This is a genomic window from Buttiauxella selenatireducens, from assembly GCF_031432975.1.
Classification (GTDB): domain Bacteria; phylum Pseudomonadota; class Gammaproteobacteria; order Enterobacterales; family Enterobacteriaceae; genus Buttiauxella; species Buttiauxella selenatireducens.
On the sequence record NZ_CP133838.1, the window covers coordinates 3,650,859 to 3,663,517 of the forward strand.

The following is a 12,659-nucleotide window of genomic DNA, read 5'->3' on the forward strand; positions in this document are numbered from 1 at the left end:
TCTGGCAGCCCCATAAGTTATCACTCCTGTCGCTCACTGTAATCCAGGCGAAGATTAATGTGCGACCGGTGCCGAAGCTTTAAGCGATGGCGTGTGACGATACTGGAAACTGAAGTGGAAAATAATCGCCAACACCAGCGCATATCCAGCGAAGACTAACCAAATGGTCGTCCAGTCTTTTACGCCGTCAACACTGAAGTAATCCACAACATAGCCGCTAAGAATTGCACCAACATACGCACCAATCCCATTAACCATGGTCATGAACAACCCTTGAGCACTGGCCCGAATACGCGAGTCGACTTCTTGTTCTACAAAGACTGAACCGGAAATATTAAAGAAATCAAAGGCACAGCCGTAGACCACCATAGAGAGCAGCAGTAACACAAAGCCAAATGCTGATGGGTCGCCCCAGGCAAACAAAGCAAAGCGCAACACCCACGCCACCATACTCATCAACATCACTTGTTTGATGCCAAAGCGGCGCAAAAAGAATGGGATGGTAAGGATAAACGCCACTTCGGACATTTGAGAAACCGACAGCAAAATTGAGGGATACTGCACCACAAAGCTGTCTGCAAACTCAGGATTACGTGAAAAATCATGCAGGAACGGGTTACCGAACGTATTGGTTATCTGCAAGACCGCACCCAGCAACATAGCGAATAAGAAGAAAACTGCCATGCGAGGATTTTTGAACAATACAAATGCATCTAATCCCAAGCGACTCACCCAGCTACGGGACACACCACCTTTAATCACCGCAATTGTCGGCAAGGTGAGTGAATAGAGCGCCAATCCCAGAGAAGCCCCCGCCGCAATGTACAATTGAAGATTACTGAGTTCGAAACGCATCAGGCTGACAGTCCACATCGCGGCAATAAAACCGATGGTGCCAAACACGCGTATTGGTGGGAAATGGCTGACGGTATCCAGACCCGCTTTTTCGAGACTGGCATAAGAGATGGTATTCGACAGCGCAATCGTTGGCATAAACGCCATCGCATTACCCAGCATGACCCAAAACATCAGCCCCGGCTGGTTGATGCTCGCAGCCCAGGTAAGCATTGCCGCACACACCAGGTGACACAGCGCATAAACACGATTCGCAGGCAGCCATTTGTCGGCAATAATACCGACGATCCCCGGCATTAATAACGCAGCAATGCCTTTGGTGCTATAGACCATGCCCACGTCAGCCCCTCGGAATCCGAGGGTATTAATCATGTATGAGCCCAGCGTGACCAGCCAGGCCCCCCAAATGAAATACTGCAAAAACAACATGATTTTCAAGCGTGATTTAATCGCTATGGAGTTAATCGCCATGTGTTTTACCCGGTGTGTTGGTTGTGTCTCAGGCGAGCTTGCCCAGGAAACCGCAGATCAGATTAATAAAGTTCTGACGCGAAAGTGCCGCAGCCGCCAGGGTTTGTGCGTGGGAAAGCTGCACGCTGCCCAGGCCTTCAGCCAGGTTTGTAATCGCAGAAACAGCAACCACTTTAAGACCGCAATGGCGAGCGCTGATCACTTCAGGCACCACCGACATACCCACAACATCGCCACCAATGATTTGCATCATGCGAATTTCTGCTGCGGTTTCAAAGTTTGGCCCAGGGTAAGAGACAAACACACCTTCCGTGAGCGGGAAGCCCTGCTCTTTCGCTACATTCTGCAAAATGCCACGGTAGTCGGCATCATAAGCATTTGCCAGAGAGAAGAACCGCTCACCGAAACGCTCATCGTTAGGGCCAACGGTCGGCGTACCCGGCATCGTATTAATGTGATCGTTAAGCGCAACCAGGCTCCCGGGGCCAACTTCAGGACGCAGTGAACCCGCCGCGTTAGTCGAGAACAGGATTTCGCATCCCAGTAATTTGAAGGTGCGAATGGCATTCGTCATAACAGACATGCCGCGTCCTTCATAAAAATGGCCTCGCCCTTTCATACACGCGACGGGAATACCGGCGAGAGTCCCAACCACCAGCTCGCCTGCATGACCGTGAACCGTGCTAACCGGGAATCCAGGCAACTCGTCATAGGGGAAAACGACGGGCTGCTCGATTTTCTCAGCCAGTTCGCCAAGCCCGGAACCCAGAATGAAAGCCACGCGCGGAACCAGGCCATTAATGCGTGAACGGATAATATCTGCGGCGTAAAACGGGGAGTTATCAAGTGTAGTCATCGGCATCGGGTGCTCCTTGTCTTGGTGTCGAAATAATCAGAAGAAGTGTTGCTCACTCTGTTATACCGACTTGCGACTGTGCACCACCAATACCGTTTGGGCGGGTGATTGATAGTAAAAATGTATTGATTGGCGATGATTACCCAAAAAACTCTAAATAATTCGAGATGCAGGTAGGCGGCAAGAGAATGACAAATTCGTCGGGAACGAATTTGACCAGCCAGAGGCTGGCCTTCGGTGAGAGACAGGAGTCTCTCATTAATCCCCATGAGCTTACTTGAGTAAGTGATTGGGGTGAATGAACACAGCCAACACCCCTGCAACTTGAAGTATGACGAGTTTTATTAGCGGGTTGCCCAACCTTGCTTATGCAAATAATCAAGAATGAAAGGACGGTTTTCTTTAATGATGGTGCGACGAATATGGTCACTCCATGTGTCACGACGAGCATTGCTGCCGCGAGAGAGATAATACTGCGCCATCTCTTCGTCATACTGTGCCAAGACATCTGCATCAACGGGCTTATAGCTATTCTCATGCATCACCATCGCCGCTGGCATGCGTGGTTTGATGTCATGGTCTTCATCTGGCCAACCCAGGCACAAACCAAATAATGGCAGAACGTGTTTCGGCAAGGCCAATAATTCAGTCACTTCCTCGATACTATTGCGAATGCCCCCGATGTACACACCGCCTAATCCTAACGATTCCGCGGCCGTAAAAGCATTTTGCGCAAGCAGCGCGGTATCAACAACGCCCAGCAATAATTGCTCCGCCAGGCCAAGCTGTGCCTCAGGGCAGATTTGTAGATGCCGATTAAAGTCAGCACAAAACACCCAAAACTCTGCCGCTTGCGCAACATGTCGCTGGCCACCTGTCAGTGGAACAAGCTGCTCACGCAATGATTTATCAGTGATGCGAATAATCGAGCTGCACTGCAAAAAACTGGAACTGGAAGCCGCCTGGGCACTGGCAACAATCGCTGCACGCTGTTCATCTGTAATGGGTGCGTCGGTAAATCGACGAATGGAACGGTGTGAACGCAGCAGATCAATGGTCGGCGTCATCGCGTTTATCCTTTGGCTTGTTTGTAAGAGATTTATCAACGGGTGGCTGGCCTTTGGTCAGCAGCGGCGCAACATTTTGCGCCATCGCCCATACCATGAAGGCTGCCGCGGGAAGCATCAGGGCAATACCCAAAAATACCATGACAATAGCCGCTGTGGCACTTCCAACGGGCGCTGGCAATGTCACATAACCGTTCAGGGAAAGATATGAGAGAAGTAAAAAAGCAATACCGATAACTTCGAGGACTAACACAGGTTTCGGCAAGGCACCGAGTGAACGCATCCGCTTGTCTCCAGAGGCAATTATGGGTTGAGTATACGACCGCATATTACTTCCCCAAAATAATTCGAGTTGCATCGCGGCGGCAAGAGAAGGAGTCCAATGAGCTTACTAAAGTAATTCGGGTGAGTTCTCACAGCCAACAATGAGGCAACTTGAAGTATGAAGGGGATAGGTGGGGAGTATCAGACTAACAGGTAATACCTTCTTCCCATTCGTAACCGTTAGCGGCATTATAGTTGCCATTCGCCGGTTCGTTCGGCCATAAAAAATGAAGGAGATACCATGTTTGCAGTGATTTTTGGCCGCCCAGGCTGCCCATATTGCGTTCGTGCTAAAGAGTTGGCTGAGAAACTGACCGCTGAGCGTGACGACTTCAACTTCCGTTATGTTGATATCCATGCAGAAGGCATCAGCAAGGCCGATCTGGAAAAAACTGTCGGTAAGCCTGTTGAAACCGTTCCACAGATCTTCCTCGACCAGAAACACATCGGTGGTTGCACAGATTTCGAAGCTTACGCGAAAGAACACCTGAGTTTGTTCCAGAACGCGGAATAAGCAACAGACAAAAAAACCGGCTCAATGAGCCGGTTTTTTTTACCGCTGACGGCGGAGCACGCTACGTAAAAACAGATAGCACAATGCCCCAAGCGCACACCAAAACACAGCACTAAACATCCAGGCCATTTCTTGCCAGAACGTTCGCGTTGGCGACATCCAAAACTGAATGATGAGCAGACAAAGCGGTGAAGCCAGTACTGCGCCTATCAACGGTTTGATCACTCGGCCATGGCGGGAAAACACGCTAGCGATAATACCCGGCAGGATAAAAAACAGCATCCCCCACTCAGAATGATTATCACCCGGGTAGCTATTGGCGCCCATTAATTTCTGCGAAAGAAACACGCCAACAAACAACACGAAGCAGCAAATGACTCCAAACCAACGTTGTCCACGCATGAACACACATCCTCCTGACAATCGCCTATATCGAACTTAAAATTACAGTTCTGCATGAGAACCGGCCCGATTGAGATAAGTTTCAGCAATCCTTGCTAAAAAATAGATAGCGCAATTAGCACAATATTCTTACTAGCCGTTAATCTTTATAAAGATTAAACTAAAGGCCATTATCAGGTCTGCGCACTGGATATTTTAATGCAAAGAAAATACATCAAATTGCGTCGTTAATAGTAGAAACCTTAAACCAAAAAACCATCTCTTTCAACAAGTTACTAGTAAACAAGAAGTTAGCCTTCGTGAATATAAACGTCGCAGATTTGTTAAGCGGGAATTACATCCTGTTATTATTTGTTGTTCTGACCTTGGGCTTATGCCTGGGGAAATTACGCCTTGGGCCCGTCCAACTGGGTAATTCCATTGGTGTTTTGGTGGTCTCTTTAATACTCGGCCAACAACATTTTTCGATTAACACTGACGCCCTAAATTTGGGTTTCATGCTGTTCATTTTTTGTGTCGGCGTGGAAGCTGGGCCAAACTTTTTTTCAATTTTCTTCCGCGATGGCAAAAATTATCTGATGTTGGCCCTGGTCATGGTCGGCACCGCCATGTTGCTGGCATTAGGCTTGGGGAAACTCTTTGGCTGGGATATCGGCCTTACCGCCGGGATGCTCGCAGGTTCGATGACCTCCACCCCAGTACTGGTGGGTGCAGGTGATACGTTGCGCCATTCGGGGGTCGCAGGTACCCAGCTTGCCGCGTCCCTGGATAACCTTAGCCTCGGTTACGCGCTGACTTATCTTATCGGCCTGGTTAGCCTGATTGTTGGCGCACGCTACTTACCTAAACTTCAGCATCAGGATTTACAAACCAGCGCGCAACAAATCGCTCGGGAGCGCGGGCTGGATACTGACGCCGCTCGCAAAGTGTATCTGCCGGTTATTCGTGCATATCGCGTAGGTTCTGAGCTGGTCGCCTGGGCTGATGGTAAAAATCTGCGTGAGCTCGGTATTTATCGCCAGACCGGTTGCTACATCGAACGTATTCGCCGCAATGGCATTCTGGCGAACCCAGATGGCGACGCAGTGCTGCAAAAAGGTGACGAAATCGCGCTTGTGGGTTATCCGGATGCCCATTCCCGCCTCGACCCAAGTTTCCGTAACGGTAAAGAAGTTTTCGACCGCGACCTGCTGGACATGCGCATTGTCACCGAAGAAATTGTGGTGAAGAATCACAATGCTGTGGGCCGTCGCCTCGGGCAATTAAAGCTGACCGATCACGGCTGCTTCCTCAACCGTGTTATCCGTAGCCAGATTGAAATGCCTATCGACGATAATATCGTGCTCAACAAAGGGGACGTTTTACAAGTCAGCGGAGATGCTCGTCGCGTGAAAACCGTTGCAGAGCGCATCGGGTTTATCTCTATTCACAGCCAAATTACCGACTTACTCGCCTTCTGCGCCTTCTTCATTATTGGCTTGATGATCGGCATGATCACCTTCCAGTTCAGCTCGTTCAGTTTTGGTGTGGGCAATGCGGCAGGCTTACTGTTCGCCGGGATTATGTTGGGCTTCCTGCGAGCCAACCATCCAACCTTCGGCTATATCCCGCAAGGGGCGCTGAATATGGTGAAAGAGTTCGGTTTGATGGTGTTTATGGCAGGCGTTGGTTTAAGCGCAGGCAGCGGCATTGGTAACGGCTTAGGTGCGGTTGGCGGACAAATGTTGATCGCCGGGCTCATCGTCAGCCTGGTTCCGGTCGTGATCTGCTTCTTGTTTGGTGCATACGTTTTACGCATGAACCGCGCATTACTGTTTGGCGCAATGATGGGCGCACGAACCTGCGCACCAGCAATGGAAATCATCAGCGACACCGCGCGTAGCAACATTCCGGCACTGGGCTACGCCGGGACTTACGCTATCGCCAACGTGTTGCTAACCCTCGCGGGGACGCTAATCGTAATCATATGGCCGGGTTTGTGACCCCTGTTGCAAACAAAGAAAAAAGATTTTTTATGACAGAGCGAACTTTTTGATTGGGACAAAGTCTTAATTAGTGCCACTGCTTTTCTTTGATGTCCCCAATTTGTGGAGCCCATCAACCCCGCCTCTTTGGTTCAAGGTTGATGGGTTTTTTATTGCCTGAATTTTGCACCCTTTCATATCAGCAACTTACCCTACCCCATCTGAGCTGATGGCGACAAAATGGCGGCAGCGCCTCAATAGACATAGCAACCTGACCTGAATTGGCAGGATGTGGCTGCACGACGTTAGTTTCTTTCGGAGTTGCGATGGAGCGCACATAAGTTTCATGTGTGATGAACGTATGGCTGCAATTTATGTTCTGGCACTGGTTGTAACGTTCTTTGGTGTTCGAAGATACCTGGAAGCTACTGCGGGTATGGGCTGAGTTCCCACACAATGGACAAATCAGCTCGCCCCTTTGCAAGCTGGGTTGAGAATGATGCCAAACCACGCTGAATTCTCGCCCATTCAGTTTTTGCTCAATGCTCCGCATAGTAACGGCTGGAATATTGCTTAATTATCACCAGAATATTTTCATCAGATCTCATCAGATAATCTCCCTGTTGGTTCGGGCGCTTTCGTTGTTTTGGGTTTAGCTTTTCTTTTGCTCAGCGGACTTTAACAACTTCCTTTTTCTTCGGTTCGTGAGTGTTTAGCCAGCGAGTCTGTACACCCGTATAAGCCCCTCGGTCAGCCAGCCGCTGGCAATTTTCCCTCGCCTTGTCGGATGAACAGCAGATTGACATTCTTAATCGCGGCAATGGCGCCATACTCTTTTAGTCATGCGCATATAGACGCAGATAATTTATAAACAATTTGCTATATGCAACAGTGGCAGGAAGTACACTCTAAAAATATTATTGCCATAAAGCTATTTTTATGCATACACAAAGCCATCATGATTTCAAATCATGTTATTTACTATTATTATATGATGTGCCAATATTGATTTTTTGATAAATCAAAACAGTAATAGTTTTAAGTGGGTATTTTTAATGAATAATAAAATCAGATATGAGTGGGTTGATGCTTTAAAGTTTTTAGGGATTTTTGCAATTTATATAGGACATTTTGGCACTGCTGCCGGGAAAATATATCCCTTCGTTTTCAGTTATCATGTTCCATTATTCTTCTTCGCTGCTGGTTTCTTTTCAAAAAACAAGAACACCCCACTCCATCAATTTACAATCGACAAAGCAAAAAGATTGCTTTTACCTTACTTTTCCTTTGCATTTATGACTCTTGCGATCACATCTTTAAACGCTGGGGGTGACTTTCGATCATTAATAAATGCATCGTTGGATATTCTATATGGTGTTCGTAACAATCCTTTCGTTGGTTCAATATGGTTCATAAACTGTCTATTCGCAATGATAATCATTGACAATTTGTTCGTAAGATTATTTAAAAATAATTTCCTTATTTTATGCATATCGATTCTCTCATTTGCTTATACACAAACACTACTCAGTCACAACCCTCTGGTTGAACCTAAATGGTTCTGGAATGTGGATTCAGCATTAGCTTATTGGTGGCTTCTTGCCATGGGCCGATGCATGTTCAAAGAGTTGTGTGAAAATCGGTTTTTCGGAAAATCAATAGCTGGGGTTGTGATATTTATCTTACTTGCAGGCGCAACTGCTTATCAATTACTTAACGGCAATTCGTTGATAACTACAATAGCCAACCGATTACTACCTGTCATCACTCAAAGTCAAATATTTGCCATATTAAACTCAATCATATCAACAACAATTTTGATTTTATTTAATATTTTTATAGCCAAAATAATAAGCAAAAGTGAATTCATAATAAACGCCGGAAAAAACACACTTAATATATGTGGGCTTGAGTATATAACTAAGTTGCTCATCCCAGCGACTGCGGCTCTTTTAGGATTATCATTTGGAATCCCAAGTGTGATTTCTGCGATACTTTATACATTAATTTGCTTATATATTTCAAACATCATCGGCTACTGGCTATCAGATAAAATTGGCTACTCATTTTCAATTAACGTTCCGAAACCCAAAAATTATAAAACGTTGATACAGTAGCACTTTCGGAGGAGTTTTCTAGAGTATTGCTTGTCATTTAAACAAGCATGCTTCTGATAATGAGCGCTTGCGACTGAGATCTAACAGTTACAAGATTGGTCAACATGAACACAAGCCCCCCAGTCTTGAAAACAGGGGGGAGTGGTGCAGCATCCCCTATTACTCGACTTTATTGGAGATGGTTCGTTGATAAAGTATCTGGAAACTCAGCATTAAAATTGGGCGCATTGATATAACCTATCGGTTCATTACCCAGAAGAAAAATGTGTCTCTGGTATTCAATTCTGTCGCTTCCCGATGGTGAAAATTTGTCACCGTAATTATTTCCAGGGCGAACTTCATCAATCCACTCAGGCCTTCCGTATGGATAACTGCCAGGGCTTAGACCATCAGGAAAAATACTGTTTTTTGTCGACCATCCCATGCTTCACCACTGGGTTATTACTCTTGTTCTCCCGCGAGATAAAGTTTTACACCGTCACAAACTTCCTGTGGCCGTCGATGGCAAATGGGCGAAACATTCATCAAAATCAGTGGCCAGTTAAATACCTGAACAAACAGGTGCAGCAAGATTACCGGATTATCAAACTGAGAGATATGGTGCGCAACGGGTAATATCAACATCCACAAAGTGATGGGTTATTGCCTGTGAATTAGTTTTATTTGCTGCCTGCCCGAATAACTGGCAATGCAGCTTTTTCTGGCATTCCGTCGTTAACGCGACAGAGCACAACCGAAATATCATTGGCCATTAGCATCAATTTTAGTTACGCATAACCTAGGAAATAATAAACTTTTAGTTTTAACATTTTTAGTTCTCTCTGTTGTTCTTGGATATATATCATATAGATTTGTTGAAAATAATAAATACATCCCTAAGAAAGTTATCGCCATTTTAGCTCTGGCGGCTGTTTTAACACCAGTTTTGGGGAAATACCTATATATGCATGAAAAATGGTTGAATAAAAATGATCTGTTATTGGATTCGTATAGCAAATACGATATTAAGCCTCAATTTAATGGAGGCCTAAAAGATCCAACAAAAAGTTGTTTTTTAAGCAGCAAAAACCCATCCATCAATGATTACGACTATAGTTATTGTACTAATACAGAAAAACACAAGAAAACAATTTTATTATTTGGCGATAGTCATGTGGCCGAGTTTTCTAAAGCTATCCGGGAAAAATACTGGAATTATAATATAATTCAAGCTACTTCCTCTGGATGTCCACCTATCATAAATGTAAAAGGTGAAGGAACTTGCCAAACTCTGTTTAACATGGTCTTTAACAAAATTATAAAAGATAAACAAATCGACATCGCTATAGTTGGTGCTAACTGGAGCGCTTTTGCTACAACCAATGATATAATTACGGGAATAAGCCAGACAAACCAGTTACTTAAAGAAAGAATAGCTACCGTAAAATTCATTAGTCAAACAAAGAATTATCCTTCTTCACTTCCGATGTTAATTATGAATTCAAAAAACATAAGTGAGATAGTTCCAGCAGAAGATAGTCATATTTTCTATAATAAAATGAAGAAAGAACTTCCGACAATTAATTTCATTGATATTTATAATTATGGCTGCAAGAATGGTAAATGCAAATTATTAAATGACGATAACATACCCATGTTCTTTGACAATAACCACTACACATACGAATGGACAAAAAATATTGTTAACGATTTATTTTAACCAAGGTATTAGTGCCATTAATTGACGCCAATGTTTTATAAGTCGATGATTAATTCATAAGAATTGATCATCGACTGTCGTTAACGGAAACACTGACTGCACCAGTTTTGATACATCAACTCGCATTAAAATCACCCGACATCTTTCCATGCAAGTATCTCGGAGAATAGCAGTACCTGCATCGACAGCATCCACAATTACACGCAAGTCAGTTCGTTGTTGATCTGCAATCCCAATGAGTTCTTCAGGTGTAGGCTGCAGAACCTGTAACCATCAATCTTGAGCAAAGCTATCTAAGCAGAATGTTTAGCGAGTTATCGCGTCCGGGAGAATGGACGCAACTGAATCCATTAGCAACCATGCGAAAGTTTACCACTGCCGAGACAGAGATGGTCTGGCTCACGCATGAACAAATCACAGAATTGCTGACTAACTATAACTGGCTTGGCGAGGATTTAACTCTTTTCGTGAAGGTTTGTTTAAGTACCGGCGCACGCTGGCGTGAGGCTGAAAGTCTGGGACGTTCGCAGATATCAAAACACAAGATCACTTTCATTCGGACGAAGGGCAAAAAGAACCGCAGCATTCCGGCCAATAAAGAGCTTTATGAAGAACTGACAGCACGCAAAACTGAAAAGTTTTTTAAGGAGTGCTACTTCCAGTTTATGGGAGCTATAGAATCTACGTCTATTAAGCTGCCTCGCGGCCAACTCACCCACGTTCTACGCCATACATTTGCCGCACATTTCATGATGTCGGGCGGCAATATTCTTGCCCTGCAGAAAATCCTCGGTCACCACGATATTAAAATGACAATGCGTTATGCTCATTTAGTACCGGACCATCTTGAAACCGCTCTACGATTTAATCCCCTGGCAACCATGGATCAGTTATCTATAGATGCTCCTCGCGTGCGCACCTCATAGTTGCGGAGTATCATTAGGATAGTCTTGATTATCAGGGATAACATTATTATGAATGAGTTACAGAAACAGGGGTTAGAGCTTCGTACTAAAGCAAAAGAATTGGCTCTTGCTGCTTTGGCAAAGCATCCTGATGGACAGAAAAATGGCAAAGGAATTAAACAATCTGAAGTGTTCAAGCTCTGCGGCTTGGGTTGGGGAGCAAAGCCAAAGGCTACTAGCTCGAATCAACAATATTGGGTGGTAGCGTTGTTACGTGAACTCGAAGAAGATGGATTAGTCGAACAGATCAAAGATAGTGGTCCCTGGCGTTTAAAGTAAATCAGATTAAGTCTAGTGGCGACAAATTGGCGGCAAATCCCCCTATATCCTCCCCACTCACCGCCTGATTAAGTCATTGATAAACAAGTAACTCATTGTTTTTATTAGCCCATTTATATAAATGGGTTTTTTATTGCCTGAATTTTGTGTTTTCTTTTAAATCAGAAAGTTAGTTCCCCTCCCCTGACTCAAATGCGTGATGGCCTGAGCCGAATCTCAATACTTCATCCATAATTTTGACTGATGCATTCTGGTGAAGGGAAAAAAGCTATGTTGGTTAAAGGCAAAGTAGCCGTGATCTTCGGTGGCAGTGGTGCTATCGGCAGCGCTGTTGCACATACTATGGCGCGTGAGGGAGCGCATGTGGTTATTGGGGGACGCAACCAGGAAAAGTTGGAGCGAGTTGCCAGCGAAATCCGCGCTGCGGGTGGTAAGGCCGAGACATTTACTATCGACGTGCTCGATGAGCAGTCAACCCTCGAGAAGACGGATCATCTGGCCCGGCAGGTCGGCGACTTTGACGTGGTAATAAACACAACCGGTTTTATGCATGTTCAGGGCAAAGGCATTGCGGAGTTGTCCCTCGCCGAGTTCAGGCAAGGAATTGACCCGTTTTTGACAGCACATTTCAACATAGCAAAAGCAGTATCCCCACACATGGGCGGTGAACGCGCAGGCGCAATCATAACGGTCGTCGCTCCCGCAAGCACAATGGCGATTCCGGGCCACCTTGGTCACGTCGTCGGTTGCGCGGGCACAGAAGCCTTCATCAAGGCACTTGCCAGCGAACTTGCACCGAGGAATATTCGAGTTATCTGCGTGCGTTCGCATGCGATAGACGGCGCTGTGCAGGCCGGTTCCTATACCGGTGAGGTATTCGCCCCCAAGGCTCAAGCAATGGGATTGACGGTTGAACAGTGGGTCGGTGGCGCTGCACAAAGTACCATGCTCAAACGCCTGCCCACGCTTTCTCAAGTGGCCGAGCTCATGACATTTTTGGCATCAGATCATGCTGGTGCAATGACGGCAACAGTGGTCAATATGACTGCGGGTACGACGACCCACTGACAGATAGAACAGGTTGATGACGGCAGAGGTTGGTCATTTCCCTGTGCCGTCTTCCCACAAGTTGAATGAATTTTGGTA

Annotated in this window: 12 protein-coding genes and 2 pseudogenes; 8 read left to right on the plus strand and 6 right to left on the minus strand. The window is 45.7% G+C overall.

The genetic code is table 11. The annotated features are described in order from the left end of the window. Nucleotides 1-54: 54 nt before the first annotated feature. The 4 genes from RHD99_RS16785 to RHD99_RS16800 all read right to left on the minus strand — a co-directional run bounded on the left by RHD99_RS16785 (nucleotide 55) and on the right by RHD99_RS16800 (nucleotide 3,532). Nucleotides 55-1,311: a nucleoside permease gene (locus RHD99_RS16785; protein WP_309879188.1), complete on the minus strand. Its 1,257-nt coding sequence runs from the start codon at nucleotides 1,309-1,311 to the stop codon at nucleotides 55-57. 43 nt (nucleotides 1,312-1,354) lie between these two features. After that, a complete protein-coding gene (gene xapA, locus RHD99_RS16790) occupies nucleotides 1,355-2,188 on the minus strand; it encodes a xanthosine phosphorylase (RefSeq protein ID WP_270139545.1) in 834 nt (277 codons plus the stop codon). A gap of 338 nt (nucleotides 2,189-2,526) precedes the next feature. Next, nucleotides 2,527-3,249: an oxygen-insensitive NADPH nitroreductase gene (nfsA, locus tag RHD99_RS16795; protein ID WP_309875362.1), complete on the minus strand. Its 723-nt coding sequence runs from the start codon at nucleotides 3,247-3,249 to the stop codon at nucleotides 2,527-2,529. Further along, a complete protein-coding gene (locus RHD99_RS16800; protein WP_270139547.1) occupies nucleotides 3,233-3,532 on the minus strand; it encodes a YbjC family protein in 300 nt (99 codons plus the stop codon). The genes nfsA and RHD99_RS16800 overlap by 17 nt, the downstream gene beginning before the upstream one ends. A 282-nt stretch (nucleotides 3,533-3,814) precedes the next feature. Here RHD99_RS16800 and RHD99_RS16805 point away from each other — a divergent pair, with 282 nt between their 5' ends. Next, nucleotides 3,815-4,087, plus strand: coding sequence for a GrxA family glutaredoxin (locus RHD99_RS16805; RefSeq protein ID WP_034456459.1), 273 nt, complete (start codon nucleotides 3,815-3,817; stop codon nucleotides 4,085-4,087). A gap of 39 nt (nucleotides 4,088-4,126) precedes the next feature. Here the strand turns inward: RHD99_RS16805 and RHD99_RS16810 are convergent, their stop codons facing one another. Further along, a complete protein-coding gene (locus RHD99_RS16810) occupies nucleotides 4,127-4,489 on the minus strand; it encodes an inner membrane protein YbjM (protein ID WP_309875364.1) in 363 nt (120 codons plus the stop codon). Between the two features lie 299 nt (nucleotides 4,490-4,788). Here RHD99_RS16810 and RHD99_RS16815 point away from each other — a divergent pair, with 299 nt between their 5' ends. Next, nucleotides 4,789-6,471, plus strand: coding sequence for an aspartate:alanine antiporter (locus tag RHD99_RS16815; RefSeq protein ID WP_183270929.1), 1,683 nt, complete (start codon nucleotides 4,789-4,791; stop codon nucleotides 6,469-6,471). A 238-nt stretch (nucleotides 6,472-6,709) separates the two neighbouring features. Here RHD99_RS16815 and RHD99_RS16820 read toward each other — a convergent pair. After that, nucleotides 6,710-6,922, minus strand: a pseudogene (locus RHD99_RS16820) (ogr/Delta-like zinc finger family protein); the annotation flags it as partial. 586 nt (nucleotides 6,923-7,508) lie between these two features. Here RHD99_RS16820 and RHD99_RS16830 point away from each other — a divergent pair. The 6 genes and pseudogenes from RHD99_RS16830 to RHD99_RS16855 all read left to right on the plus strand — a co-directional run bounded on the left by RHD99_RS16830 (nucleotide 7,509) and on the right by RHD99_RS16855 (nucleotide 12,581). Continuing rightward, on the plus strand, nucleotides 7,509-8,570 hold the full coding sequence (locus RHD99_RS16830; RefSeq protein ID WP_309875367.1) for an acyltransferase family protein: 1,062 nt from the start codon (nucleotides 7,509-7,511) through the stop codon (nucleotides 8,568-8,570). Between the two features lie 297 nt (nucleotides 8,571-8,867). Beyond that, complete coding sequence (locus tag RHD99_RS16835) at nucleotides 8,868-9,185, plus strand: hypothetical protein (RefSeq protein ID WP_309875369.1); 318 nt, start codon at nucleotides 8,868-8,870, stop codon at nucleotides 9,183-9,185. A gap of 328 nt (nucleotides 9,186-9,513) precedes the next feature. Then, nucleotides 9,514-10,269: an SGNH hydrolase domain-containing protein gene (locus RHD99_RS16840; RefSeq protein WP_309875371.1), complete on the plus strand. Its 756-nt coding sequence runs from the start codon at nucleotides 9,514-9,516 to the stop codon at nucleotides 10,267-10,269. A gap of 257 nt (nucleotides 10,270-10,526) precedes the next feature. Beyond that, nucleotides 10,527-11,195, plus strand: a pseudogene (locus RHD99_RS16845) (phage integrase); the annotation flags it as partial. 48 nt (nucleotides 11,196-11,243) lie between these two features. Next, nucleotides 11,244-11,513: a hypothetical protein gene (locus tag RHD99_RS16850; RefSeq protein WP_309875373.1), complete on the plus strand. Its 270-nt coding sequence runs from the start codon at nucleotides 11,244-11,246 to the stop codon at nucleotides 11,511-11,513. Between the two features lie 270 nt (nucleotides 11,514-11,783). Next, nucleotides 11,784-12,581 (plus strand): SDR family NAD(P)-dependent oxidoreductase, encoded by a 798-nt coding sequence (locus tag RHD99_RS16855; protein WP_309875375.1) that lies wholly within the window; start codon nucleotides 11,784-11,786, stop codon nucleotides 12,579-12,581. Nucleotides 12,582-12,659 lie beyond the last annotated feature (78 nt).